We start from the raw sequence: 25276 nt of genomic DNA on the forward strand, positions 1-25276 counted from the left end.
GGCCACAGAGCCCCCCGCACCGGATGAACCATCCGGTGCGGGGGGCTCTGCCGTCGCCCGGGCATCCGGTCACACGGCATCCGGTCACACACGGGCATCCGGGTCACACACGGCAGGAGGGCCGGGCGGCGCCCGGCCCTCCTGTTCGTCGGCCGACGTGGCCTCCTGTCACGCGGCGCTGTCCAGCACGGCGGGCTCGCGCACGCCGACCGCGCCGGTGTCGGGCAGGGCCAGCCACCAGGGGTTGGCGCGGGCCCAGGCGATGGTCCGGGCGACGCCCTCCTCCAGCGAGGTGGCGCACCGCCAGCCGAGCACGCGGCGCGCCTTCGTGCTGTCGGGGATGCGCCGGGGGACGTCCTCATAGGCCGAGCCGAGGGCGCGGCGGGTGTCCACGGTGTCCACCGGTTCCTGCGCCGCGTCGGCCCCGGTCAGCCTGGCGACCAGCGCGCCGGCCTCGCGGACCGTCGTCTCGACCATGCTGCCCAGGTTGAACGACTCGCCGACGGCGGCCGGGTGACCCGCGGCCAGCAGCGTGCCGTCGACGGCGTCCTCCACGTAGGTGAAGCATCTGGTCTGCCCGCCCCGGTCGTACATCACGATGGGCCGGCCGTTCAGCGCGCGGTGGATGCTGCGGCTCAGCACGAACGCGGGGCGCTGGCGCGGGCCGTAGGCGTTGAAGTAGCGGACGACCGTCGCCGGCAGGCCGTGCTGGCGGGCGAAGGCGAAGGTCAGGTGCTCGGTCAGCGCCTTCGCCGTGGAGTAGGTCCAGCGGTCGGCGGAGGTGGAGCCGAGCACGCGGTCGGCCTCCTCCGTCCACGGCACCGCGGGGTTCTTGCCGAACACCTCGCTCGTGCTGGCCACGACGACCCGGGCGCCGGCGCGGACGGCCTGCTCCAGCACGTTGCGGGTGCCCTGGAAGTTGATGTCGATGACGTCGAGGGGCCGGGCCAGGTACTGGTCCACGCCGACCACCGCGGCCAGGTGGTAGACCACGTCCACCCCGGCGGTGATCGCCCTCGCGAGCCGGTCCGGATCCCGTACGTCGCCCTGCACGAGCCGGGCGTGCTCACGGGCGAGCCGCTGGTGCTCCGGCAGCGGGCCGCTGTCGAAGACGGTCACCTCGTCCCCCCGGGCGATGAGGCGGTCCACCAGGTGGCTGCCGATGAAGCCGGAGCCGCCTGTCACCACCACACGGGAGGGACGGTGGCCCGTCCCGTGCGGCGGTGACAGCGGATTCACCCTTCTTGCGTCTCTTTCCACGGCCGCTGATCCCTTCCGTAGCCGACGACGCGCCTGGTCAGGCGCGCATCCGAAATGGCGCGACGGCCGCCCGCGACCGGCGCGGGGGCCGTCGCGGGGCGACCGTGTTCTCCTAGTCCTCCGGTGCCTTTGGGGCGGTGGGCCGGTAGTTGAGGATGACGATGCCCGAGGCGAGCGTCCTGCTGTCCACGAGCTCCAGCGGCGAGGCGACGCCCTTGCGGTGGAGCTGCCCCTCCTCGCTGCCCACCAGAACGGGGTGGAGCCAGACGTTGATCTCGTCGAGCAGGCCGTGGCTCAGCAGCGAGTCGGTGAGCCGGCCCCAGCCGAAGGTCAGGATGTTCTGCCCCGGCTGCTGCTTGAGCTTGGCCACCTCGCCGGCGACGTCGGACCCGATGACGGTGGAGTTGTTCCAGTCGGCCTTCTCCAGCGTCGAGGAGACGACGTACTTGGGCAGGCTGTTCATCCGCTCGGCGTACCCGCTCTCGTCCGTCATCTCGGGCCACGCCTCGGCGAAGCCCTCGTACGTGACCCGCCCGAGCAGCAGGGCGTCGCTCGCGAACAGCAGCTCGCAGGCCTGGGCCTCCGCCTCGTCGCTCCAGTAGTCCATCGACCAGACCTCGGGGTGTTCGATGGCCCCGTCGAGCGACGTCATGACCGATGCGATGAGTTTCCTCATCCGCTGACCTCCTTCTTCGTGTTCGCGGCCGTGCCCCCGCACCCTCCCACGCGGAGGGGGTCGAGCGGTGGCGCCGGCCGGATGTGGCGCGTGGCCGGATCCGGCCGCGCGGGGGAGTGGAGATGTGTTTCGACCGCAATGCCGGAGAGGCCGGTGACGGTCGCGGCTGGCGATCCATCGGGGTCCGGCGCTCTCCGGCGTTGCGGTCGTGGTTGTGCGTCCCGTGACGCGGCGGTCAGGCGCGGTCGGAGCCGGTGGACGCGGCGCCCACCGGCACGCCCGGCTGGGCCGGGTCCGCGGCCGTCACGCGTGCCCTGGTGTCCTTCCTGAACCAGACGTTCCACAGCTTCATCACCGGGCGCTCCAGGGCGTAGTAGCTCACGGTGGACAGGACCACGCTCACCGCGAGCACGAAGGCCGTCGTCTCCCAGAAGCCGACGGTGCCCCGGAACTGGGTGGCGTCGAGCGGGTCCACCCCGAAGATGTTGCCGTTCTTCAGGTAGAACTCCTGGACCAGCACGTGCCAGAGGTAGATGCCGTACGAGATGCGCCCGAGGTAGCGCATCACCGGGTTGGCCAGCACCGCGTCGATGAACCTCGACTTCGCCTCCGGCAGCGTCAGCGGCACGATGAACAGCACGCCGAAGACGAGCACGAGGGTGTGGCCGACCAGCTCCTGGATCAGGGCGGGCCAGTCGCCCATGCCCGGGGTGCCGAAGGGCTGCGGGGCGTACGCCAGGTAGACGACCAGCGCGGCGAGCCAGAACAGGTTCGGCCGCCTGGCCGCCAGCCGGTAGAGCCCGGGCACCCGGCCGGTCACCTCGGAGTAGGCGTGCAGGATGCCCAGCGCCATGCCGCAGGCGAAGGCCGTCATGTAGTAGAAGGGCCAGAACCAGAACTCGTACGGGCCCTTGAACGAGGGCAGGTTCGTGTAGACGATCCACGCGAACCCGCCGGCCAGCACGAGGGCGGGCGTGATCATCATGAGCCGCATCCGCCGGGCCGGGTCGGCGCTGCGGCGCGCGAGCCGGTTGGAGGCCAGCGCGAGCAGCGGGATGGCCAGGTAGAACGTGAGCTCGGTCGGGACGGTCCAGGTGTGCAGCAGGCCGGTCAGCGGCTGGCCTTCCTGCCAGAAGAAGTGGATCGCCAGGAACGGCCGGATCACGTCGCGGATGCCGTGGATCCCGTTGAGGTTGATGAACAGCAGCGCGACGGCCAGCATCAGCCAGTAGGCGGGCAGGATGCGGAACGCGCGCCGGGTGAGGAACGCCGGCACGTTCGGCCTGCGGGTGCCGGCCAGGACCGCGCGGGCGAAGGGCCGGTAGAGGAACAGGCCCGACAGCACGAAGAAGGGCGGCAGGCAGACCGCGAGGCCGTCCGCCAGGTATCCCCAGATGCCGTTGCCGGGCTGGTCCATGAAGCTGGTGGCGCCCGCCAGCCACGCGGCGTGGAAGACGAGCACTCCCAATGCGAGGACGCCGCGCACGCCCTCTAGTCGCGGAATTCGTTCACCGCTGTCGGCTCTCGCGCCGTGCGCGCTGGATGTGGCCACCATTTTCCTGCTCCTATCAGGAGTGAATCCGTTCGCAATCGTTTGGCGACGCCAATCGACCCCCCTTGCGTCGTTATCATCAGGTTCAGCCGGAAATGCGCACATCTTTTGGAATGCTGGATTCGGCGCGGCTTTCCGCCCGCCACGGCGCGCTCGCCTGTGGACGGCCGCCCTTCAGCAGGACCCGCAGGATCATGCCGGGGCTCATCAGCGCCTGCGGGGGGTCGACGAGCCCCGCCACGCGCATGAACGTCCTGGTGACGACGCCGTCCCTGGACATGGCGTTCTGCAGCCTGGCCATGTAGGAGTTCATCACCCGGACCATGAGCGGGCGCTCGCCCTCGACCTGGGGGAAGCTCAGGTCGCCGCCGGCCGAGATGTTCCAGGGCACGTCGATGACGGCGGCGATGTCGCGGAGGAAGTCGAGCGGCCTGGGCTCGGTCCCCTTGCGCAGGTGCGTGCGCAGGGTGAGCGCCTCCAGGGCGGCCACGGTCATGCCCTGGCCGTACACGGGGTTGAAGCTGCAGGCGGCGTCGCCCATGACGAGCAGGCCGTCGGGGAAGCGGGTGAGCCGCTCGTAGTGCCGGCGGACGCTGGCCGGGTAGCGGAAGGAGACCGGGTCGTCCAGCGGCTCGGCGTCCTTGATGACGTCGTAGATGTCCGGGACCGGCAGGGACCGGACGAAGTCCATGAAGCCCTCGGGGGTCGCGGGGGCGCTGTCGCCCAGCACGCCGGTGAGGGACACCACGCACCGGCCGCCCTCGATCCTGGAGAAGAAGGCGCCGCGCGGGTGCGAGGGCGAGGAGACGGGGTTGATGGACAGGTCGCCGTGGAGGATGCTCTCGTCGGGCAGCCGGAAGTGCCGGGTGGTGTAGGTCAGGTTGATCTTGACCTTCTCCTCGGCCGGCCGCTCGTAGCCGAACTCCTCCAGCCACACCGGGGTCCGCGACCCCCGGCCGGTCGTGTCCACCACGAGGTCGGCCTCGATGGTGACCTCGTCGCCGTCCCCAGCCTGGGGACGCACGCGCGCCCCGGTCACCCGGCCGCCGTCGGGCGTGGCGACCAGCCCGGCGATGTCGTGCTCCTCCAGGAACGTGACGTTGGGGAGCGCGGCCACCCGGGCGCGTACGTGGCTCTCCAGCACGGGACGGGCGGCGGAGACGCAGATCAGCCCGGTGCGGGCCGGCTCCAGCCGGGCCCCGTTGAAGAACCAGCGCAGCTCGCCCAGGTCGCCGGTGGGCACGCCGGCGGCCACCGCCCCCTCGGTGAACCCGGGGAACAGCTCCTCCAGGATCTGCTGGCCGCGGGCGAGCAGCCCGTGCACGTGCCGGCCCTGGGGGACGCCGCGGCGCGCGGTCGTCACGCCGCTCAGCCGGTCCCGGTCGACCACCACCACCTCGGCGTAGCCGTCCGCGAGCACCCGCGCCGCGAGCAGGCCCGCCATGCTGCCGCCGAGCACCACCGCGCGGTTTCCCACGAGACTGCTCATCGGGTTACCTCCCTGTGTACCGGATCGCGCAGAAAGTGCGGCGATCCGCCGTTTCGCACCCCGTCATCGTCAGACGCCCTCGGGAAGCGGCGCATCTTCCGCAGTGCTCCGGTGCTCCGGCGGTCGGCGGGCTGTTCGCGGGCATGCCGAAGGGCCGGGCGGCCGGGACCGGCTCCGGTCCCGTCCGCCCGGCCGGGGCGTCCGGTTCGGTTACGGCGTCAGGCGTTCACCGGCGCCGGCCGCAGCGAGCGCGCGAAGGCCCGCACGTCGCCGACCAGCAGACCGGGCTGCTCCATCGCGGCGAAGTGCCCGCCGCGGTCGAACTCCGTCCAGCGCGTGATCGTCGGCAGCGCCTGCTCGGCGAAGCGGCGGATCGGCCGGGTCGCGTCCTTGGGGAAGACCGCGACCGCGACGGGCACGGTGAGCGGCCACGGCCCGCCCCACGTCCGTGCGAAGGCCGCGTCGCCGTAGCTGGACTCGTAGTAGAGCTGCGCGGACGAGCCCGCGGTGGCGGTGAACCAGTAGATGGACACGTTGGTCAGCAGGTCGTCGCGGTCCACCGCTTCCTCGGGGGCGTTCTCGGAGCCGGTCCACTCCTTGAACTTCTCGACGATCCAGGCGAGCTGGCCGACCGGGGAGTCGGTGAGCGCGTAGGCGAGGGTCTGCGGGCGCGTGGACTGGATCTTCTGCCAGCCCACCCCGTCCTGCTGGAAGTGGCCGCCGTGCTGCAGCCGGGCCAGCTCGTCCGCGTCCAGGTCCATCGTGGAGGGGTCGCCGGGCGGGAACGTCACCAGCATGTTGATGTGCACGCCGGCAACGTGCTCGGGGTCGACGAGGCCGAGCTGCAGCGAGATCACCTTGCCCCAGTCGCCGCCCTGCGCGATGTACCGGTCGTACCCGAGGCGCTTCATGAGCTCCGCCCACGCGCGCGCGACCCTGGTCACGTCCCAGCCGGTCTGGCCGGTGGGTCCCGAGAAGCCGTAGCCGGGGATGGACGGGATCACCACGTGGAAGGCGTCGGCCGGGTCGCCCCCGTGGGCGGCCGGGTCGGTCAGCGGGCCGATGACGTCGAGGAACTCGGCGACCGAGCCGGGCCACCCGTGCGTGAGGATCAGGGGAGTGGCGCCGGGCTCCGGCGACCGCACGTGGACGAAGTGCACGTCCGTGCCGTCGATCTCGGTCACGAACTGGGGGTACTGGTTGAGCCGCCGCTCGGCGGCGCGCCAGTCGTAGCTCGTCCGCCAGTACTCGGCGAGTTCCTTGAGGTACGCCAGGGGGACGCCGCGGTCCCAGCCGACGCCCGGCAGCTCGTCCGGCCACCGGGTGGCGGCGAGCCGCCGCTGCAGATCGTCCAGGTCGGCTTGCGGGATTTCGACACGGAATGAACGCATGTGTGCACCTGATTCGGTAGAAGCTGTGCTGCCTGATGCGATGCGATCTCGGGCGCCGGCGGAGTCGTCGGGCCGCGTGAGGACCTGTCCTCACCCCGCCATCGTCGGCCGGGGGCCCGCCGTGCCGCATCTCCCGCAGTGCTCCGTGCGCTCTCCCGTAACGGCAAGGGCTCCCTCTCCGCCGCGCCTGGCGCGGTACGGCGGAGAGGGAGCCCTGACGGAAGGATCCCGGCGTCGGTCACACGGCGTCTGTCACACGCTGGCGCCGGCCTTGGTGATGACGTCGGAGACCGCGGCGACGGCGGAGTAGTCGCCGGGGCTGAACCGGGTCTTGGTCAGCGCGAGCGTGGTCCCGCTGGACAGGTCCATGTCGGCGTGGCTGCCGCCCGCGCCGGGCCAGCCGAGCACGCTCGACGCGTCCGGGCCGTTCTCCACCGGGCGGCCCAGGCCGAAGCCCAGCGCGTACTGGGAGGGGTGGCCGAAGATCTCGTCGACGCCGTCGACCGCGACGGCCGAGACCTCACGCAGCCGCTCGGGCGAGATCAGGCGGACACCGTCCACCTCGCCGAGCAGCGCGGCGTACAGCTTCGCGATCGCCCGGGCGCTGAAGGTGCCGCCGGCCGGGATGTCGGCGGCGAGGTAGTCGCGCCGGTTGCACATCTCGACGCTGAGCTGCACCGCCTTGGGGACGGCCTTGAAGTAGGTGGGCATCCACTGCTCCAGCTGGTCGAGGTCGACCGGGTCGCCCACCTGGACGAGCGGGGCCACCTTGTCCAGGTGGGAGGCCGGCACGCCGAGGAACAGCTCGTCGGCCACGCCCAGCGGGGTGGCCACCTCCTCCTTGAGGACCTGGGAGATCGGCCTGCCGGTCGCGCGGCGCACGGTCTCGCCGAGCAGCCAGCCGAAGGTCTGGGCGTGGTAGCCGGTCTTGGTGCCCGGCTCCCACCACGGCTCGGCGTCGGCGAGGGCCGTGACCATCTTGTCCCAGTCGACCAGGTCGTCCGGGGTGGTGTCGGCGGGGACGCCGGGGGTGCCGAGGGTGTGGGTCAGGGCGTGCCGGATGGTCGCCTTGTCCTTGCCCTTGGCGGCGAACTCCGGCCACACCTCCGCGATGGGCGTGTCGTAGCCGAAGACGCCCCGCTCGACGAGCACGTGCACCACGGCCGAGGTCAGAGCCTTGCCGGCGGAGCTGCTGTAGATCAGGGTGTCTGACGTGATCGGGCTTCCGGTCGCGGCGTCGACGCCGGCCACGGCGTCCACCACCTGACGGCCGTCCTGGTGGACCGCGACCTGCAGACCGGTCTCGGCCCCTGACTCGACCAGCTGGTCAATGGTTTCCTGAACTTTCCGCTGGAGTTCGCTCATGTCCTTATCCCTTGTCGTCGGCCATTCCGTCGTATTTTCTCGCCCGCGGTGGCCGTCCGACAACGCGTTGTCAGGACAGCGCAATCTGAAAGAAGTTTTCCCCGCAATTTCAGAGATGCGTCGTGGAGTGCCGCCCGATCACGATGTCACGGTAATCAGGGATTTATCGACAAGTTTCGTGGTGCCGCGCCGGCGCCTGTCGCGCCGTCACCGCAGCCGGTTGTCGACGAGGTCGTAGGGGAGGCTTGATGGCATCGCTCGGACCGGCCCGCCCGGAGACCGCCGAGTACTGGAACCGCAAGACGGAGACCATGCCGCGCCGGGAACTGGAGCAGTGGCAGTGGCGCAAGCTGTCCAAGGCCCTGGACTACGCCCGGAGCAACTCGCCGTTCTGGCGGGAACGGCTGCCCGAGCGGATCGGCTCACTGGAGGAGTACTTCGCGACCGTCCCGTTGCTGCACAAGTCGGAGCTGATCGCCGCGGAGGAGGCGGCTCCGCCGTACGGCGCCTGGCCGTCGACCGATCCCGTGCTCGGGATCCGGCACCACCAGACCAGCGGCACGAGCGGCAGCCCGCCGGTGCGCACGTTCGACACCCTGCGCGACTGGACCTGGGGCGTGGACCTGTGGTGCACCGTGCTGTACGGCATGGGAGTGCGCCCCGGGCACCGGGGGATGGTCGCCTTCGGCTACGGCCTGTTCATCGGCTTCTGGGGCATGCACTACGGGCTCGAACGGATGGGCTGCCGGGTCGCCCCCTCGGGCGGGCTCGACTCGAAGGCACGCGTCCGGCTGCTGGTGGACCAGCAGATCGAGGTGCTCGGCTGCACGCCCAGCTACGCCATGCGGCTGATCGAGACGGCCCGCGAGATGGGTGTCGACCTCGCCAGGGACGCCAACGTGCGGATCATCATGGCGGGCGGCGAGCCGCGGCCCGAGTCGACCACGCGGACGATATCCGAGGCGTTCGGGGCCCGGGTGTTCAACGCCGCGGGCACCACCGAGTTCGGCACAGTGTCGATGTTCGAGTGCCCCTGGCAGAACGGCGGCTGCCACATCATCGAGTCCGGGCTCATCGAGGAGGTGCTGCACCCCGAGACCCTGCAGCCCGTGGGGTACGGCGAGGAGGGCGTCCGCGTGACGACCGGCCTCGGCCGTGAGGGCGTGCAGCTGTTCCGCCACTGGACCGACGACCTGGTGGTGAAGCGGCCCTGGCACGAGTGCGGCTGCGGGCGCACCTGGGACTGGTTCGACGGCGGCATCCTCGGGCGGCGCGACGACATGCGGAAGATCCGCGGCGTCTCCGTCACGCCGGTGATGATCGAGGACGTGCTGCGGGGCTTCCCCGAGGTGAGCGAGCACCAGGTGATCCTGCGTACCGTCCGCGGGCTCGACACGATCGTCGTGCGGGTGGAACCGCACGACCTCGCCGGCCTGGACGCGCCGGACCTGTGCGCGCGCATCAGCAGGGCGGTGAAAGAGGAGATCGGCATCCGCCCGGAGGTCGAGACGGCCGAGCCGGGCAGCCTGCCCCGATTCGAACTGAAAGCGGCGAGGTTCCATGATGAACGCTCCAGGTGAGCTGTCCCCCAAGCAGGAGCGGCAGCTCCGCGAGTGCTACGCGACCCTTCACGAGCTGGCCGATTCGTGCGACGTCCCGTCCGTCGCCGCCGCCGCGCGGGTGGCCGTGGCGGAGCTGCACGCGGCGCTCGACGGGCAGGCCCTCGACTTCGAGTTCTACTCGCACCGGTGGAGCGGCGAGCGGGAGATCCCGTTGCGGGAGGCGTCGTGACCGGGCGGCGGAAGCGAATCGTCGCCATCAACGGCTCCGAGCGCGACGGCAACACGGTGGACGTCCTGCTGCACGCGGCGGAGGTCGCCGCCAAGCGCGGCGTCGACCTCGAGGCCGTCGACCTGCGGAACATCCGGATGGTGGCCTGCGGGCCGTGCGGTGACTGCAACGACCGCGTGGTCCGCTGCGTGCAGACCGACGACGTCGCGGGCGTGGTGGACAAGATGAGCGCCGCGGACGGCATCATCTACGCCGCCCCCGTCCACGGCTTCGGCACCTGCAGCCTGATGCAGACGTTCCTGGAACGTGCCGGGGTCGGCTACCTGCGCTTCGACCGGCCCCTGCGCAACAAGGTGGCCGGCGTGATCGCGCTCGCGCGCCGCTACAGCGCGGGAGAGGTGTGGGCGCAGCTCACCGCCAACGCGCTGCTCAACCGGATGATCGTGGTCGGCAGCGGGTTCCCCGCCACCGTGCACGCCCTGCACAAGGGCGACGCCGCGTACGACGAGGAGGGCATGATCAACGTGACCCGGCTGGTGGACCGCATGATCGACATGATCGAGCTGCTGGACGAGTACCGCGAGCTGACCGGCAGGGAGGAGATCCTCCCGCTGCGGGAGCGCAGCGAGCGCGACGGCCTGACCTGGGACGCCGCGCGGGAGCGGATGTGAGTGCCGTCGCGGCCCGGCCGGTGGTGAACGCCGTCGCGGCCGAGCCGGCCGGCCCGCCCGCGCTGCGCGAGTTCTGGCAGGAGTACCGGCGCACGCTGCGCGCCTTCCACGACGGCCGCATGACGCAGGCGGACTGGGATCGCTGGTACGGCGAGCGGCTGACGGCGGTGCTGCGGCACGTGACGTCCCGCTCGCCGTTCTACCGCCGCCACCTGGCCGGAGTGGACGTCGAGCGGGTCACTCCGCGCACCCTGTCCACCCTGCCCTTCACCACCAAGGACGACCTGCGCCGCGAGATGTACGACGTGCTGTCGGGCAGCCCGGCGGAGGCGGCCATCTTCTACGAGACGACGGGCACGACCGGCGCGTCGACGCCGTGCCCGCGCGGGGCGAAGGACATCCTGACCAGCAACTCGGCGGTCGAGGAGTCCTGGCGGCGATTGTTCGAGGCCCGCTTCGGCGACCGGAGACCGGTGGTCGGGCTGATGGGCCCCTCCGAGCTGTACGCGTTCGGCGACGTGTTCACGGCGGTCACGGCCGCCCTCGGCGCGTGCCACGTGAAGATCTGGCCGGAGTCGCCGCGGGTCGGGTTCCGCAAGGCGCTGCGCCTGATCGAGGAGCTGGGGATCGAGGTCCTGGTCTGCGCGCCGGCGATGTGCCTCAGCCTGGCGAAGGCGGCCCTGCACTACGGCTACGACCCGGCCCGGCTGCCCGTCTCCCTGTTCCTGGTGCTGGGCGAGGTCTGCACCCCGGCCTTCGCCGCCAACGTCTCCTCGCTCTGGCCGGAGGCGATCGTCCGCCCCGCGTTGTACGGCTCGCAGGAGGCGCTGTGCATCGCGACCGGCGCGATCAGCGGCGACCTGCACCTGTCCAAGCTGAACTACCTGGTGGAGCTCGTCGACCCCGACACCGGCGACGTCCTCGGCGACGAGGGTGTGGGGGAGCTGGTACTGACGATGCTGGTCGACGGCATCAAGCCGCTGATCCGCTACCGCACCGGCGACCTCGTGCGGATCACCCCGGCACCGGACGGCGCGCCGCTGCCGGGGCCGGTCGTCGAGGTCATCGGCCGCGCCGCCGACCGGATCCACCTGGGCACCGCGGTGCTCCAGCCGGCCGAGCTGGAGACCGCCGTGCTCACCGGCGTGCGCGGCTGCCTCGGCTACCAGATCGTCATCGACGACGACGGCGGGGGCGGCGACAGGGTGACCGTGCGCATGGACCTCCTGCCCGAGATCGGCGGCGACCCGCGCGACATCGGCGCGGGCGTGGCCGCCCGGCTGCGCCGGCTCGCCGGGGTGGACGCGGACATCACCGTCGAGGCCGAGCTCGACCCGGTGACCAACACCGGGGCGTTCGTGAGCTGGAAGGCCGCCAGGATCCTGGACAACAGGTCGGCGCCGGACCCCGCGGCGCTGGTCGCCCGCGAGGTCGCGCACCGCTACGCGATCACGACCTGAGAAGGGGCCGCCCGGCCGGCGTGCCGCCCGCACGCCGGCCGGGCTCCTGCCCGTCCACCGCCCGTCCACCGCCCGTCCACTGCCTGTCCTCGCGGACATCTCGCTCGGACATCGCGTGTGGACATCTCGCGTGGACATCGCGCACGACGTCTCTCCCGGACGTCTCTCACGAACACGGAACGCCGCCCGGCCGCGCGGGAGGCGTGACCGGGCGGCGCGTGCGGACGTCGCCGGCTAGTTCGCCGAGTCGATCCTGATCGCCTGGGCGACGTAGTCGCGCAGCGCCTCGCGGTTGATCTGGTCGGGCTTCTTGATCTTGACGTGCCGCGTCTGCTTTCCCACGCCCGCCAGCAGGCCGTGCGCGTCCTCGAACTCCGCGCCCCGCTCGAAGGCGAAGGTGATGTGGGTCTTGCTGCTGCTGATGATCGCCAGGATCTTCTTCTGCTGCCAGGCCGGGGAGCCGAACTTGATGACCTCCGCCGCGTCCGGCGCGCACTCGGCCATCAGCTCGCGCAGAGCTGTGACGATCTCCTGCTGCTCGGGCGTGAGCCTGGTCTTCATGTACTCGTCCACGTCCGGGTTGCCCATCCGGGGGACCTCCTTCGGAATCGTCCGCGCCGGGCGTCGGACCTCGGCGCCATGGTCATCTTCGCAATCCCGTCCCGCGCGCGGTGCGCGTTTTACAGACGGGAGGCATTCGGGGTGATGTCGCCGCGGAACAGCCCGTCCGGGTCGACGCGCTCGCGCACCCGGTCGGCCGCGGCGATCCGCTGGGGGCCGAGGTGGCCCTGCGGCTGCTCGACGTTCTCCACGAACGAGGGCGCGGTCCGTCCGGTGTCCCACGGGCTCAGCGCGGCGCGCACGGCCGCGCAGTGCTCCTCTATGGCCGCCAGGCTCGCGGCGTCCTCGACGACGCCCGCGCCGGAGTACGCGTACGCCGCGTCGAGGTGGTTGAGCGCGCCGCCCGTCGGGTCCGGCACCGCGTACGCGCCGCCGAGCTGCCGCAGCCCGGCCGTCACCAGCGGCGAGCCGGACCCGTCCCCGAGCAGCCGGAGGAACTCGGCGGCGCCCTCGTCGCCGATCTCACGCAGCAGCATGTGGTCGCCGGCGATGGCGATGGGGTCGTCGGGCTCCATGTGCGCCTCCAGCACGGCGGCTGGGACGGTCTCCCCCCAGGTGTCCATGACCGGCTCGGCGATGGCGCGCAGCGGGGCGAGCAGGTTCTCCGCCTGCCGCCGCGCGAGGGTCAGGTCGTCGCCCGCGGTGCCGAGCACGGCGCCGTCCACGCTCACCACGGGGCCGGCGCTCAGCGCGGGCGGGATCTCCGGCAGCGCCGGCAGGTTCATCACCCGCAGCGACGTCGTCACCTCCCAGGGGGCGTCGAGCGTCCACCGCCGCCACTCGGCCAGCAGACGGGGCGCGTGCGCGGCGGGCCAGAAGGACGCCCCGGTGATCACCCGGGTCGCCGGGAACAGGTCGATCTCGATCGCGGTGACGACGCCGAAACCGCCCCCGCCGCCGCGCAGCGCCCACAGCAGCTCGGGGTCGGACGCCGCGTCCGCGCGGCGCAGTTCGCCGTCGGCCGTGACCAGTTCGACCGCGCGCACGCTGTTGGCGGCGAGCCCGTGCAGCCGGCCGTAGAAGCTCAGCCCGCCGCGCAGCAGATAGCCGACCACGCCGACGGTCGGGGCCGAGCCGTGCGGCGCGGCCAGCCCATGGGCGGCGGCGGCCTCGACCACCGCGGCCCAGCGCGTGCCGGCGGGGACGCGCGCCACCCGGCGGTGGGAGTCGACCTCGACGCCGCCCCCCAGCTCGGTGCGGATCAGCAGCGCGTCCTGCACGGGACGGCCCGCGGGGGCGCCGTGTCCCGTCGTGTGGACGCGCACCGGCAGCCGCCGCGCTCTGGCGTACCGGATGGCGGCCCGGACCTCGTCGACCGTGCGGGCGGTCGTCGCGGCCACCGGCCGCACCCGCCCGGCGAGGTTGAAGATCTGCGTGGCGGCGTCGAAGGCCGCCTCTCCCGGCAGCGCGATGCTCACGCCCTGCTCGCCGACCATCGTCATGACTGGCGTGCCCTCCAGCTCAGCGGTGCCAGGCCGGTGTCCTGGCGTTCGGCCGTTTCCCAGGCTCGCACGCCGGTCGCGCCCGCCGCGTCTCCCAGCGTGCGCAATGCGCGGCCCCGCCGCCGGGCCCGTTCGCCCCCGCACTCTGGGAGATGTGACCGCGCCGCCCGCCACGGACGATGGCGTCGACGCGTTGTGTCCCGGCAGTCGTCCGAACCCGTCCGCCCAGATGAGGGCGGCACGATGGGAGCGACATCTCCATGGCTTTCGAAGTGGGTTCCGAAGCCGTCGATACGGCAGAGATCGGCAGGCACTACGACGAGCGCTCGCCCATCGGCGACGTGCTGCGCGACGGCCAGATCCACATGTGGTACTGGTACGACGACGAGGACGACACCCCGCTGGCGGAGGCGATCCACCGTCTCGGCCGCAAGGTGACCGACACCCTGGGCCTGCGGCCCGGTGAGCACCTGCTGGACGCGGGATGCGGGCCGGGCGCGACGGCCGTCTTCCTCGCCAGGACCTACGGCGTCCGGGTCACCGGTGTCACGGTGAGCCGCTTCGAGATCGACACGGCCAGGGCGCGGGTGAGCGCCGCCGGCGTCGGCGACCTGGTGAGCGTCGAGTACGGCGACTACGCGGCCCTGCCCTACCCGGACGCCTCCTTCGACGCCGTGCTGGCCCTGGAGTCGCTGCAGAACGCGGCCGACCTCGACGTCGTGCTCGGGGAGCTGCACCGGGTGCTGCGGCCGGGCGGACGCCTCACGCTCTCTGACTTCAGCCTGGAGTCGCCGGCCGAGCCCGAACGGGTGGCGAAGTTCATGGACACCCTCAAGCTGCGCGAGCTGCCCACCACGCAGGGCTGGCTCGACCGCGTGCGCGCCGCCGGGTTCGCGGTGGAGGAGCACACCCAGTGCGGCCCGCGCGTGTTCGGCAGGAAGTCGAAGTACATCAAGGCCGCGATGGCCCGGCGGGACGAGGTGGCCGGGAGGTTCGGCGAGGAGGCCGTGACCCGGTTCTCCCAGCGCCATCTGGGCTTCTTCGCCCCCCGGCCGGACCAGATCGGCTACGTCATCGTCTCCGCGCGCAAGCCCCGGAACGACCAATCCCCCCGCGAGTTCCCCCGCGAAAGGACGCGCTAATGACCACATCCCTTGTGCAGCCGGCCGTCGCCGATCTCCTGCACGCGTTCGCCGACGCGCCGCCGGAGCGCCGGGACGAGGAGTTCCGGCGCCTGGTGGACGCGCTGTGGCACGACGGCGCCCTGACGGACCTCGCCCTGCCCGCGGTGCCCCTGCTGGTGGAGACGCTGGAGCGGATCGGCGACGACGGCGGGGCCCACCTCGCCGTCCTGCTCGGCATGCTGGCGGAGGCCGGCGACCCCACGGGCGGCGAGGTGGCCGCGGCCGTACGGCAGGGCCTCGACCTCTACCTGGAGCTGTGGGCCGGCAGCGCGAACGGGCAGCCGCTGTCGCTGGCGCTGGCCTACCTGCTCGGGCACTTCCCCGAGGACCGGGACCGCGTCCTGGCCGCGGCCGAGGGCCGGGGGCTCGACGTGTACGACCTGTCCAAGCTCGACCGCGCCCTGCAGCGGCTGGACCCGGACAACCCGGTGCTGGGGCGGGTCTTCCCCTCGCCCGCCGTGTGGGCGCTGATGGACGAGGCCGAGCGGGACTTCGACAACTCCTGGATAAAGCGGATGCCGCCCGAGCAGATCCGGCTGAACTGGGACAAGGACACGCAGAGCGTGCTGGGCAACCTCGGCGCCATGGCGTACTGGGCGGCCGGGAACGGCGCGCCCACGCCCGTGGAGGTCGGGACCGTGCCGCCCCGCGACACCCTCCCGCCCCCGCCGGAGGCCGGTGCGGAGCTGTTCGCGCGGCACGCCGCCGCGTTCCGCTGCCCGCACTGCCGGGGCGCGCTGAACTTCGAGGGCGACGAGGTGCGGTGCGCCGACTGCTCGGCGGCGTACCCGATCGCGAGCGGCATCCTCAACCTCACCGAGGACGCCGAGCGCAACGCCGGCGACTTCCTCTACAAGCTGGCCGAGGTGCCGAGCATGGGCCACTTCTACGAGGCCTACGCGCGGCCGAACTTCCTGCGGCTGGCCGGCTCCAACTGGGGCGCCGCGGTGACGCCCGCCGACGAGGACGCCTACATCGCCGAGCACGTGCGCCCGGTGGACGGGCCGGTGCTCGACCTGGCCGCCGGCGCGGGCCGGTGGACGGAGACCCTGATGAACGCGGTGGGCGCCGACCGGCTCATCGCGCTGGACATGTACCCGCCGATGCTGACCGCGCTGCGCAGGAGGCTGCCGCAGGTGCCGGCCGTGATGGCGAACGCCCGCAGCCTGCCGTTCGGCGACGCGACGCTCGGCGCGGTGATGTGCTGGAACGCCCTGCAGGCGTTCCCCGAGGACGCGGCCGAGGCGATCGCGGACGTGGGCCGCTGCCTGCGTCCCGGCGGCACGTTCACCTTCCTGACGTTCCGCACGCCCTCCGACCCGATCGCCCGCTACTTCCAGTCCCGCCACTTCTTCCCGGGGCACCAGGGCGGGCTGGAGCTGTTCGACCTCGACGACATCAAGGCGTGGCTGGCCGCGGCGGGGCTGACGATCCGGGACGAGCGGGGCCCCGGCACCTTCGTCATCATCACGGCCGAGCGTCCCAGCTGAGAGCACAGCTGAGAACACACGGCTGAGAGCACACCCGCGCGGCTGAGCGGGCGTACGTCAGGGCCGGTCCGGGCATCCGGGCCGGCCCTTCCGCCGTCTGCGGGGGGCCGTGCCTCTGCCGGAGCGCACAGCACAGGAGAAGGCCGCCGCCCCCGGTGGGGGACGGCGGCCCTGGGTGCGGCGGGGGCTCAGCGGGCGAGCTTGAGCCGTACGACCTTCTCCAGGTCGGCGGCCGAGTAGTCCCGGCCGGCCGAGGCCTCGCTGAAGGACTCCACGGCGAGGCTGTGGCCGGGGGTGCCGGCCGGGTCGCGGAACCCGGTGCGCAGCGCGTACTCGTTGTACTCGTCCAGCAGCCGCTGGGCCTCCATGGTGGCCTCGGTGAAGCGGACCAGCGGGTCGGCGCCGTGGGCCAGCACGTCGCCCATGGCGCGCGTCATGACGTCCTGGTTGCCGGCGAAGTCGCCGAACAGCGCGCCCTGGGAGAGCGGCACGCCGCCGGCCAGGGCGGGGTCGACGGTCGCCCCGCTCGGGAAGCGGCTGACGTGCTCGTAGGCCAGCCGGTGGTAGGGGTGCTTGTCGAACCAGCCCTCCTCCTCCAGCAGGTCGTAGGAGGCGCGGGTGATCGGGATGAAGCTGCTGAACTTGTGCCGGTCGGCCGCGTTGCGCGGGTTGTGCAGGAACTGGATCAGGGCCAGCGCGCCGTCCTGGGTGGCCTCGTCCAGGCCGTTCGCCAGCCACAGCGAGGTCCCCGCCACCGCGTTGCCGACGTACGGGACCTTCTCGTTGTAGGGGAAGATGCCGATCTCGATGGGGAACCCGCTCTGCTCGGCCGCCTGGACCATGTAGTTGACGTCGTTGGACGAGGTGAACCTGATCGCGACGTCCTGGTCGGCGAAGGCCCTGAACGTGCCCGCCCAGTCGGGGATCTTGCCGGTGTAGAGGTAGTGGCCCCTGCGGTGCAGCCCCCGCCACCACTCGACCCAGGCGAGCATCTCGTCGGAGGCCAGGTAGGCCGTGGTGGCCCGGCCGGAGCGGCCGTTGTCGTTGTCCACCAGCAGCCCGCCCTGGGAGGCGAGCGCCTGCTGGAAGAACGTGCCGTGGTTCGACCAGGTGATGGCGTGCGCGGGACCGTTGCGGAGCTTGGCGATCTCGTCGCAGACGGCCTCGACCTCCGCCCACGTCTGCGGCAGTTCGGAGACGCCGGCCGCGCGCAGCAGGTTCGCGTTGGCGAACAGCAGGCTGGTCGTGCCGCCGGACGGCATCGAGGTGAGGTCGCCGTCCAGTGAGTAGTAGTCGCGGAAGGCCGGCAGCAGGTCGTCGATCACGACGGGCTCGCCGAGGATCTCCGTGCGTCCCCCGACGGCCTTCTCCACCGAGGTGAAGACCGGGCTGCCGTCCCTGTTGCGCAGGTCCCTGGCGGCCTGGCCCATGTAGAAGTAGATCTCCGCGACCATCGGGGCCCGTCCCTCGGCGGCCGCCTCGGCCACCTTCAGCGGGAACGTCCAGAAGTCCTGGCCCACGATGTTCACTTGATATTCCGGGTGCGCCTTCTCGAAGTCCCGGCCCTGCTCGTACCACCGGTCCATCCACCCGGGGAAGGTCAGGTCCGGCACCCAGACGTCGAGGACGATTCGCTCCTTCATCCCATCTCCTGTGCTCGCTCGCTCTTGTGGCTTCGGCGGGCCCGGCGCTACCGCCGGTGCTGGCCGGTCAGCTTCTCCAGGTCGGGGACGATGTCCGAGGGGCTCGGCTTGGCCAGCCACTCCTCGTGCACCGCGTCCGCGCCCGCCCGGATCGACGGGTCCTCCAGCGCCTTGACGATCAGGTCGCGGACCTCCTCGGCCGACTGCTTCTGGTGGTCGAGGCGCAGTCCCGCTCCGCGCCCGGTCACGAACGCGGTGGCGATCGGCGAGAGGATGTGCCGCTCGGGGATCGTGCTGCCGCCGTCCTCGTGGAACTCCAGCCGCTGGCTCTCGTCGGTGTCGGTGATGATCTGCGGGAGGTTCGCCGCCACCGAGGACCAGAAGGTGCCGCTCGACCCGTGGTTGATGCTCACCGAGCAGGACGGCAGCAGCTGGGTCAGCGGGACGTAGTCGACCGTGCGCACGTTCGGGGGCAGCGGGGGCAGCCCGACGAGCTGGTCGGCGTTCAGCGTCGCGACGAGCTCGACGTCCAGGTCGGCGACGGCCTCGAGGATCTTGGGGGTCCGCCACTCGCCCTTGTGGTAGGTCCGGGTCGACAGGCCCACCGACAGGGCGATCCGGGGCCGCTCCGGCCTGCCGTACAGCCACTCCGGCACGACGCCGCCGCCGTTGTAGGGAATCCAGCGGACGGGCAGCGAGGTGAGGTCGCGGGACAGGCGCATCTCAGGCGGCAGCGGGTCGAGGGTCCACTGCCCGAGCAGCAGCTCCTCGTCGACCTCGACGCCGTAGCGCTCGGCGAACGGGCGCACCGCCTCGGCCAGCGGGTTGAGCACGTCGCCCGAGCCGGTGGCGCCGCCGGCCTGCTCGGCGAACCTCTCGGTCGCCCAGCCGCTGTAGTCGGGGCCCATCAGCATCCGGGCGTGCGCCGCGCCGCAGGCGCGTGCCGCCACGGCTCCGCCGGGGAACCAGGGGTCCCACAGGACCAGGTCCGGCCGCCAGCTCCGGGCGAACGCGACCAGGGCGTCGTTGTCGGTGCTGGGCTCCGGCGGGAGGTGGTACTTCGCCGCGGACAGCAGGAACTGGAAGAACACGTCCCAGCTGTCGCGGTCGGCGGAGCCGATCTTCACGGCGTCGGCGAGACGGTCCATCTCGCCGGGGTTGGGCGCGAGGTCGGGCCTGGCCCACCCCTGCGCGGTCGCCTCAGGAGTGCCGCAGACGACCGCGCTGAGGCCCGCCGCCACGATGTCGGCCTCGGCGCCCGGAGGGCAGACGATGCGGACCTCGTGTCCCGCGGTCTGCAGGGCGTGGGCGTACGGAATGATCGGGTACAGGTGGCACTTCTGCGGCCAGACCGTGAGCATTACCTTCATCGAGGCTCCTGAATCAGTGAGGGACGTGGACCGCGGCGGGAGAGCGCCGGGGCGTCCCACCCGGCCGCGCGAGTTCAGGGCCGCCCGGCGGGCACGGCGGCGTGGGGCGAGCGATGGCGACGCGGGTGCTCGGCCGGGGCACGCGCGCGAGCAGCGGCACGCCGCGGTCGTGGCCGGGACCTCGCATGCCGCCAGCGTCACATCGCCGCCTGATCACGCGCATCTTCCCTCGTGCGGAGCACGGCCAGGACGTCTCGTGCGGAGCACGGCCAGGACGTCTCGTGCGGAGCACGGCCAAGAGGTCTCGTGCGGAGCACGGCTGAGCCGAGCTCGTGCGGAGCACGGCCGGGAGTCCTTGATCAATTTGATGACGAATATCAATGACTTCGCTGACAGAAAGGTGTCAAGTCGCGCGCAACATGCTGACACGGATTTGTCTGGATTGCCGGTCCCGAATCAAGCAGATTTGTTCTTGCAAGCACCACTGACCGCTCGAAGAAAGGATGCGGAAAATGAGGAACAAGACCGGTGTTCTCGCCAAGCTCGGTGTCGCCGCCGCCATGATGGTCGGTCTGACCGTCGCCTCCCAGACGGCCGCAGCGGCCGCCGCGCCCACGTTCTCCGTGTCGCCGGCCTCCGGCCTGCACGACGGAGACACCGTGACGGTCACGGTGACCGGCGCCGGCGCGAACGAGGTGTACGGCATCGCGCAGTGCGCCAACATCGGCGCGTCGTTCGGGTGCGACGGGAGCACCGCCACCACGTTCACCACCAACGCGAGCGGCGCGGCCACGTTCACCTTGCCCGTGCACAAGAGCTACCAGGCCGTGACGCACGACGGCGTGTCGCTGGGCACGGTGGACTGCGGTACGACGAGCTGCTACATCGGCGCCGGGAACGAGAACCTGGCTCTCGGGGACGTGCTCCTGTCCTTCCGCTGAGCCGGGCATCCGCACCAGAAGATGGGCCCTGCCGGTATGCCAATAAAACCGGCAAGGCCCATCTCCGGGCGAATCTCGGTGTTCACCGTCGCCTGCGCGAAACGGAGGGCTCGCGGCCCGGGTGCGTGCGCGCCGCCCCCGGGCCCGCCTCCCGCCTCTCGTTCACGACGGGTTGTTTGGAAACGGCATCAGGAAATCCGCGCCGCCTCGGCCGGCTCCTGGACGGCCTCCGCCTCCGGCTCGGGCAGCCGCTCGCCGCCCTCCTCACCCGTGCCGTCCTGCTCCGCGTCGCCGGTCGCGGGAACGTGCCGCAGCGCGACCGCGGCCAGCGTGGCGAGCACGAGCGCGATGGCGGCGCTGACGCCGGCGGTGGAGTTCAGCGCCGTGGTGAAGGCCTCGCGGGCGGTGGTCAGCAGGTCGGTCGCGAGCGGGGCGGGCAGCTGCTGCGCGGCGGCGTAGGCCCCGGCGATGCTCTCCCCGGCGGTGCCCGCCGCCTCGGCCGGGACCCCGGCCGGGATGGTGCCGGACAGCGCGCCCTGGTAGACCGCCGTGCCGACGCTGCCGAGGACGGCGATGCCGAACGCGATGCCGAACTCGCCGGTGGTCTCGGAGATCGCCGACGCGGAGCCCGCCTTCTCCGGCGGGGCGGACCCGATGACGAGGCCGGTGCCCAGCGCTCCCATGGGACCCGCGCCGACGGAGCTGACGATCAGACCGGCCACGAGCAGGGCGACGCCCGTCGCGCTGCCCACCTGCGTGATCAGCAGGTAACCGGCCGCCGTGACCACCAGGCCGCCCGCGATGACGTACGCGGGGCGGACGCGCCGCGCGATGGCCGGGGCCATCATGACGCTGGCGATCGTCGCGAGTGTCGAGGGGACCAGCCAGCCTCCGGCCTGCAGTGGCGAGAGCCCCTCGACCGTCTGCAGGTACAGGTTGACCAGCAGGTGGGTGCCGCTCATGACGCCGCCGCCGATCATGATCACCAGGGCGACGCTGAACGCGCGGTTGCCGAAGAGCCGTAGGTCGAGCAGCGGGCTGGCCAGGCTGCGCTGACGCCGTACGAAGACCGCGCCGACGATCAGGCCGGCCACGACGGAGGCGACGGGCAGCACCTGCCAGCCGTTCCTGGCCACCTCCTTGAGGCCGTAGATGACCGGCATGATGGCGGCCAGGGAGAGCGCCACGCTGGCGAGGTCGAGCCGTCCGCCCTCGGGGTCCCGATACTCGGGCAGCAGGCGCGGCCCGACCAGCAGGAGCAGCCCCATCACCGGCACGCCGAGCAGGAACACCGAGCCCCACCAGAAGTTGGTGAGCATGATCCCGCCCACGACCGGGCCGATCGCCATGCCGCCCATGAAGCAGCTCATCCAGACGGCGATCGCCATCCCCATCTGCTTGGGGTCCTTGAACATGATGCCGAGCAGCGACATGGTCGAGGGCATCAGCGTGGCCCCGGCGACGCCCATCAGCGCCCTGGTGGCGATCAGCATCTCCGGGCTGGACGCGTACGCGGCGAGCGCCGAGGCGGCGGCGAAGCAGGCCGCGCCGATGAGCAGCAGCCTGCGGCGGCCGATCCGGTCACCGAGCGTGCCCATCGTGACCAGGAAACCGGCAATGAGGAAGCCGTAGATGTCGGTGATCCACAGCTGCTGGGTCGCGTCGGCCCCCAGGTCGATGCTGAGGTGCGGCAGCGCCAGGTACAGCACGCTCATGTCGAGCGACAGCAGCAGCGTGGGCAGGGCCAGGACGGCCAGCCCGATCCATTCCCTGCGCCCGGCCCGCTCGGCCGGGCCGGATTCGGTGCCTGCGTGCATGAAGGAGTCCTTCCGTCTGGTCGCCCGGGCCGTTGCGGGGGAGCGACGACGAGCGATTGTCGGGTGGGGGTGCGCGCGCGTCGCTCTTCACCGGCTCCGCACACGCGGCGGCTTCCGGCGGGGCCGCGGCCCCGCCGGCGAGCCTCAGCGCAGGGGGGCGTCGGGAGTGGTGACCACCGCTCGCAGCACGCTGTCGAACTCGGTCATCCACTCGGCCATCGTGTCGGCCCGCCACAGGTTGGTGTTGAAGCCCAGAGTCCCGATGATCTCTCCCGACGGGGTGAGGTTGAGCTCGCACAGCGAGCCGTCCGGGATGTCCCCGCCCACCGGCTGCGAGACGAGCCGCGGCACCTCGGCGTACTCGACGTCGCCGACCACCTCGCCGGCCATCCCGAAGGGCGACTGGAAGACCTGGAAGAGGAACAGCGCGCGGTCGTCGGCCGCCGCCGGGGCCATCAGCTCCGGCGCCTCGGCGGCGATCTGGGCGAAGGGGATGTCGTGGGAGTAGGCCTCCAGGCAGGTCGCGCGGGTCCGCCGCACCGCCTCCTGGTAGCTGTCACAGCCGGTGAGGTCCGTACGCAGCGGGACGAAGTTGAAGAACGACCCCACGGTGGTGTGGAACCGCTCCTGGGTGCGCCCGGTGGTGAACGTCGGGACCACGATGTCGCTCACGCCGGTGATCCGGTTGAGCAGGATGTTGTTGGCCGCGAACAGGACCATGAAGGTGGAGCAGCGCAGCGCCTTGGCGGTCCGGCGGGTCGCGGCGCTCAGCTCGGGGCCGAGCGTGAACCGGTGCCACCCGGTCGTCTTGGCCAGCCCGGCCGACCGCGGGTGGTCGGTGGGCAGCGTCAGGATGCTCGCCCCCCGCAGCTTCTCGCGCCAGTACTCCCGCGCGCGGTCCAGGGCGGGGGACGAGGCGCGCTCCTGCTCCCACAGCGTGTAGTCGCGGTACTGCGGCGCCTCCGGGAGAGCGGCGACCTGCCGCCCGCGCCGCGCGGCGTAACTGTGGGCCAGGTCGCGCATGATCACGTGCATCGACCACGCGTCGGCCGCGGTGTGGTGCGCGATCAGCACGAGGACGGCGTCCTCGTCGTCGAACCGGGCCAGCACGGCCCGCAGCAGCGGCACCTCGCGGGCGCTGTAGGAGCCCGCCTCGATCTCGTTGACGAGTTCGCCCGCGCGGCGGTCGCGGTCGGCGGGGGCGACGCCGGACAGGTCGCGCAGCGTCAGCTCCACCGGGCCGGACGGGAGGATCCGCTGGTGGCGGTCCTCGGGGTCGCGGACGATCAGCGTGCGGAGGGCCTCGTGGCGCTCCGCGACGTCGTGCAGGGCCGCCCGCAGGGTGTCGACGTGGACCTTTCCGCGCAGCCGGCTCGCGTAGAAGATGTTGTATCGGGGGCCGAAAGGCCCGGAATCGTCTCCCTCGTCGAAAATGCAGAGGAATTCCTGGTTGAGAGAGAGGGGCACCCGGCTCGCCGGCTCGCTCGGCGCGTTCGGGATCTCGGAGACGCTCACACCACAAGCCTTTCGCTAGCAGGCGGTTTCGCCCTGTGTTTGCGCGCGCGGGTAGCTCAGATGGTAGGAGCGGGTTTCCCGGGCACGCTTATCCTGGATTGCCGTATACGGCCGGCCGGCGCGGAATTCACCGCCCGACGCCCTGGTAGACGTAACCGAGCCGGCGCAGTTCCGCGATCTTGTCTTTCGGGTAGTAGGCCCGGCCGTCCAGCACCAGGCAGTCCGGCGCCACCGGCAGGTCCGCGAAGTCGATGTCCCTGAACGGCCGGTGCAGGGCCATGACGGCGACGCAGTCGGCGTCCTGTACGGCCTCCCGCAGGTCGGCGCAGGGAGCGACGCCGAACAGCGCCTCGGCCTGCACCGGGTCCACCAGCGGGTCGTGGACGCGGACCGTGGCCCCGGCCTTGGCCAGCGTCGTCACGAAGGCCTCCACCGGCGTCGCCCGCAGGTCGCCCGTGTCGTTCTTGAACGCCGCGCCCAGCACGGCCACCGTGGCCGTGGCGGGGTCCTTGCCGAGCCGCACCAGCGTGTCGACGACCAGCTGCGCCGCGTACTCCGGCATGCCGGTGTTGACCCTGCGCCCGGCCGGGGCGGTCTGGATCTCCAGACCACGCCGGCGGGCCGAGTGCCAGACCATCCACGGGTCCTTGACCAGGCACGAACCGCCCACGCCCACGCTGGGCAGCAGGATGTTGACGTTCCCCGTGCCCTTGGGGACCGTGTTGGCCGCGGCGATCACGTCGAGCACGTCCACGTCGTACAGCGCGCAGAACTTGGCCAGCTCGTTGGCGAGCGCGATGTTGAGGTCGATCCACCAGTTGTCCGCCAGCTTCACGATCTCGGCGGCCTCCGGGGAGTCCATCGGGACGATCGCGACGTCGAGCACGCGGCGCCAGAACTCCATCCCGGCTTGGGTGCTGTCGTCGTTCAGCCCGCCCACGGCGATCGGGAGGGAGCGCAGCTCGCGCAGCGCGGTGCCCTCGGCGAACCGCTCCGGGGTGAACGCGAGCCCGAAGTCCTCACCCGCGACGAGCCCGCCGCGCTCCAGCAGCGGCCGGGCCAGATCCCGCGTGGTGCCGGGCGGCACCGTGCTCTTGAGCAGCACGAGCTGGCCCTCGCGCAGGTGGGCGCCGAGACGCCGGCACGCCTCGCGCAGGTGGTCGTCCAGCAGCGAGCCGTCCGGGTGGACGGGCGTGCTGACGGCGACGAGCACCACGTCGGCGTCCCGTACGCCGGCGTAGTCGGCGGTCACCCGGAGGCGTCCGGACGCGACCGCGGCCGCGACGAGTTCGGGCAGGCCGTGCTCCTGGTAGCGGCAGTGCCCGCGGGCCAGTTCGGCGAGCAGGGCGGTGTCGATGTCCACGCCCGTGACCCTGCAGCCGCGGTCGGCCAGGATCGCCGCCAGGCACGAGCCGACGTAGCCGAGTCCGACGACCGCCACTTTCAGGTCCCGCTGGTCGGGTAGGAAACGCATGAAACGCTCCTGAGTCGAAATGGGAATGTGTTTCCTGGTGTTGCCGGGCGCGTCCCCGTCGATATTTCCGGCGTACCGCCGGATCCTGACGCGATTCTCCGTTCGCATCGTCATTCCCGGCCGC

General features: G+C 71.9%; 20 protein-coding genes. 7 read left to right on the forward strand and 13 right to left on the reverse strand.

Annotation, left to right across the window (positions count from 1 at the left end; translation table 11 throughout):
- Positions 1-168 precede the first annotated feature (168 nt).
- The 6 genes from HHX41_RS00150 to HHX41_RS00175 form a co-directional block, all read right to left on the reverse strand.
- Positions 169-1185, reverse strand: coding sequence for an NAD-dependent epimerase/dehydratase family protein (locus HHX41_RS00150; RefSeq protein WP_310741681.1), 1017 nt, complete (start codon positions 1183-1185; stop codon positions 169-171).
- Positions 1186-1372: 187 nt separating this feature from the next.
- Positions 1373-1936, reverse strand: coding sequence for a dihydrofolate reductase family protein (locus HHX41_RS00155; RefSeq protein ID WP_169979450.1), 564 nt, complete (start codon positions 1934-1936; stop codon positions 1373-1375).
- Positions 1937-2171: 235 nt separating this feature from the next.
- Positions 2172-3422: an acyltransferase gene (locus tag HHX41_RS00160; RefSeq protein WP_182904339.1), complete on the reverse strand. Its 1251-nt coding sequence runs from the start codon at positions 3420-3422 to the stop codon at positions 2172-2174.
- Between the two features lie 151 nt (positions 3423-3573).
- Positions 3574-4977 (reverse strand): NAD(P)/FAD-dependent oxidoreductase, encoded by a 1404-nt coding sequence (locus tag HHX41_RS00165; RefSeq protein ID WP_182904340.1) that lies wholly within the window; start codon positions 4975-4977, stop codon positions 3574-3576.
- Between the two features lie 218 nt (positions 4978-5195).
- Complete coding sequence (locus HHX41_RS00170) at positions 5196-6368, reverse strand: epoxide hydrolase family protein (protein WP_182904341.1); 1173 nt, start codon at positions 6366-6368, stop codon at positions 5196-5198.
- Between the two features lie 252 nt (positions 6369-6620).
- Positions 6621-7733: a serine hydrolase gene (locus HHX41_RS00175; protein WP_182904342.1), complete on the reverse strand. Its 1113-nt coding sequence runs from the start codon at positions 7731-7733 to the stop codon at positions 6621-6623.
- 248 nt (positions 7734-7981) lie between these two features.
- On the opposite strand from HHX41_RS00175, the gene HHX41_RS00180 reads away from it, so the two are divergent.
- From HHX41_RS00180 to HHX41_RS00195, 4 genes are read left to right on the forward strand one after another with little or no spacing between them, the layout of a single operon-like run.
- Positions 7982-9313 carry a phenylacetate--CoA ligase family protein gene (locus HHX41_RS00180; protein WP_182904343.1) on the forward strand — a complete coding sequence of 444 codons (1332 nt, stop codon included), beginning with the start codon at positions 7982-7984 and terminating at the stop codon, positions 9311-9313.
- Complete coding sequence (locus tag HHX41_RS00185) at positions 9297-9524, forward strand: DUF6052 family protein (RefSeq protein ID WP_220503606.1); 228 nt, start codon at positions 9297-9299, stop codon at positions 9522-9524. Before HHX41_RS00180 ends, HHX41_RS00185 begins: the two co-directional genes overlap by 17 nt.
- A complete protein-coding gene (locus tag HHX41_RS00190) occupies positions 9521-10195 on the forward strand; it encodes a flavodoxin family protein (protein ID WP_169979437.1) in 675 nt (224 codons plus the stop codon). The genes HHX41_RS00185 and HHX41_RS00190 overlap by 4 nt, the downstream gene beginning before the upstream one ends.
- A complete protein-coding gene (locus HHX41_RS00195; RefSeq protein WP_220503607.1) occupies positions 10192-11655 on the forward strand; it encodes a phenylacetate--CoA ligase family protein in 1464 nt (487 codons plus the stop codon). Before HHX41_RS00190 ends, HHX41_RS00195 begins: the two co-directional genes overlap by 4 nt.
- A 234-nt stretch (positions 11656-11889) precedes the next feature.
- Here the strand turns inward: HHX41_RS00195 and HHX41_RS00200 are convergent, their stop codons facing one another.
- Positions 11890-12243 carry a DUF1801 domain-containing protein gene (locus HHX41_RS00200; RefSeq protein WP_182904344.1) on the reverse strand — a complete coding sequence of 118 codons (354 nt, stop codon included), beginning with the start codon at positions 12241-12243 and terminating at the stop codon, positions 11890-11892.
- 92 nt (positions 12244-12335) lie between these two features.
- Entirely contained in the window at positions 12336-13718 is a 1383-nt protein-coding gene (locus HHX41_RS00205) for an FAD-binding oxidoreductase (protein ID WP_182904345.1), read from the reverse strand.
- Positions 13719-13978: 260 nt separating this feature from the next.
- Here HHX41_RS00205 and HHX41_RS00210 point away from each other — a divergent pair, with 260 nt between their 5' ends.
- Both HHX41_RS00210 and HHX41_RS00215 read left to right on the forward strand, forming a co-directional pair.
- On the forward strand, positions 13979-14860 hold the full coding sequence (locus HHX41_RS00210) for a cyclopropane-fatty-acyl-phospholipid synthase family protein (protein WP_182904346.1): 882 nt from the start codon (positions 13979-13981) through the stop codon (positions 14858-14860).
- Positions 14860-16392 carry a class I SAM-dependent methyltransferase gene (locus HHX41_RS00215; protein ID WP_169979430.1) on the forward strand — a complete coding sequence of 511 codons (1533 nt, stop codon included), beginning with the start codon at positions 14860-14862 and terminating at the stop codon, positions 16390-16392. The genes HHX41_RS00210 and HHX41_RS00215 overlap by 1 nt, the downstream gene beginning before the upstream one ends.
- A gap of 188 nt (positions 16393-16580) precedes the next feature.
- Here the strand turns inward: HHX41_RS00215 and HHX41_RS00220 are convergent, their stop codons facing one another.
- Complete coding sequence (locus HHX41_RS00220; protein ID WP_182904347.1) at positions 16581-18035, reverse strand: extracellular solute-binding protein; 1455 nt, start codon at positions 18033-18035, stop codon at positions 16581-16583.
- A gap of 47 nt (positions 18036-18082) precedes the next feature.
- Positions 18083-19405, reverse strand: a complete 1323-nt coding sequence (locus HHX41_RS00225; protein WP_182904348.1) for a nucleotide disphospho-sugar-binding domain-containing protein — start codon at positions 19403-19405, stop codon at positions 18083-18085.
- A 512-nt stretch (positions 19406-19917) separates the two neighbouring features.
- Here HHX41_RS00225 and HHX41_RS00230 point away from each other — a divergent pair.
- Positions 19918-20346 carry an enediyne antibiotic chromoprotein gene (locus HHX41_RS00230; RefSeq protein ID WP_169979427.1) on the forward strand — a complete coding sequence of 143 codons (429 nt, stop codon included), beginning with the start codon at positions 19918-19920 and terminating at the stop codon, positions 20344-20346.
- A 188-nt stretch (positions 20347-20534) separates the two neighbouring features.
- Here HHX41_RS00230 and HHX41_RS00235 read toward each other — a convergent pair whose 3' ends face one another.
- From HHX41_RS00235 to HHX41_RS00245, 3 genes are all read right to left on the reverse strand, one after another.
- Positions 20535-22163 (reverse strand): MFS transporter, encoded by a 1629-nt coding sequence (locus HHX41_RS00235; RefSeq protein ID WP_169979426.1) that lies wholly within the window; start codon positions 22161-22163, stop codon positions 20535-20537.
- A gap of 144 nt (positions 22164-22307) precedes the next feature.
- Positions 22308-23678: a condensation domain-containing protein gene (locus HHX41_RS00240; protein ID WP_310741682.1), complete on the reverse strand. Its 1371-nt coding sequence runs from the start codon at positions 23676-23678 to the stop codon at positions 22308-22310.
- A 127-nt stretch (positions 23679-23805) separates the two neighbouring features.
- A complete protein-coding gene (locus tag HHX41_RS00245; protein ID WP_182904349.1) occupies positions 23806-25152 on the reverse strand; it encodes a nucleotide sugar dehydrogenase in 1347 nt (448 codons plus the stop codon).
- Positions 25153-25276 lie beyond the last annotated feature (124 nt).

Origin of the sequence: Microbispora sp. H13382, from assembly GCF_014161445.1 — a bacterium.
Classification (GTDB): domain Bacteria; phylum Actinomycetota; class Actinomycetes; order Streptosporangiales; family Streptosporangiaceae; genus Microbispora.

What these genes read in the sequence shown, in the direction of transcription:
- HHX41_RS00155 (WP_169979450.1), bottom strand. Translation starts at nt 1,936, where the DNA reads ATGAGGAAACTCATCGCATCGGTCATGACGTCGCTCGACGGGGCCATC.
- HHX41_RS00165 (WP_182904340.1), bottom strand. Translation starts at nt 4,977, where the DNA reads ATGAGCAGTCTCGTGGGAAACCGCGCGGTGGTGCTCGGCGGCAGCATG.
- HHX41_RS00170 (WP_182904341.1), bottom strand. Translation starts at nt 6,368, where the DNA reads ATGCGTTCATTCCGTGTCGAAATCCCGCAAGCCGACCTGGACGATCTG.
- HHX41_RS00175 (WP_182904342.1), bottom strand. Translation starts at nt 7,733, where the DNA reads ATGAGCGAACTCCAGCGGAAAGTTCAGGAAACCATTGACCAGCTGGTC.
- HHX41_RS00180 (WP_182904343.1), top strand. Translation starts at nt 7,982, where the DNA reads ATGGCATCGCTCGGACCGGCCCGCCCGGAGACCGCCGAGTACTGGAAC.
- HHX41_RS00185 (WP_220503606.1), top strand. Translation starts at nt 9,297, where the DNA reads ATGAACGCTCCAGGTGAGCTGTCCCCCAAGCAGGAGCGGCAGCTCCGC.
- HHX41_RS00200 (WP_182904344.1), bottom strand. Translation starts at nt 12,243, where the DNA reads ATGGGCAACCCGGACGTGGACGAGTACATGAAGACCAGGCTCACGCCC.
- HHX41_RS00205 (WP_182904345.1), bottom strand. Translation starts at nt 13,718, where the DNA reads ATGACGATGGTCGGCGAGCAGGGCGTGAGCATCGCGCTGCCGGGAGAG.
- HHX41_RS00210 (WP_182904346.1), top strand. Translation starts at nt 13,979, where the DNA reads ATGGCTTTCGAAGTGGGTTCCGAAGCCGTCGATACGGCAGAGATCGGC.
- HHX41_RS00215 (WP_169979430.1), top strand. Translation starts at nt 14,860, where the DNA reads ATGACCACATCCCTTGTGCAGCCGGCCGTCGCCGATCTCCTGCACGCG.
- HHX41_RS00220 (WP_182904347.1), bottom strand. Translation starts at nt 18,035, where the DNA reads ATGAAGGAGCGAATCGTCCTCGACGTCTGGGTGCCGGACCTGACCTTC.
- HHX41_RS00225 (WP_182904348.1), bottom strand. Translation starts at nt 19,405, where the DNA reads ATGAAGGTAATGCTCACGGTCTGGCCGCAGAAGTGCCACCTGTACCCG.
- HHX41_RS00230 (WP_169979427.1), top strand. Translation starts at nt 19,918, where the DNA reads ATGAGGAACAAGACCGGTGTTCTCGCCAAGCTCGGTGTCGCCGCCGCC.
- HHX41_RS00235 (WP_169979426.1), bottom strand. Translation starts at nt 22,163, where the DNA reads ATGCACGCAGGCACCGAATCCGGCCCGGCCGAGCGGGCCGGGCGCAGG.
- HHX41_RS00245 (WP_182904349.1), bottom strand. Translation starts at nt 25,152, where the DNA reads ATGCGTTTCCTACCCGACCAGCGGGACCTGAAAGTGGCGGTCGTCGGA.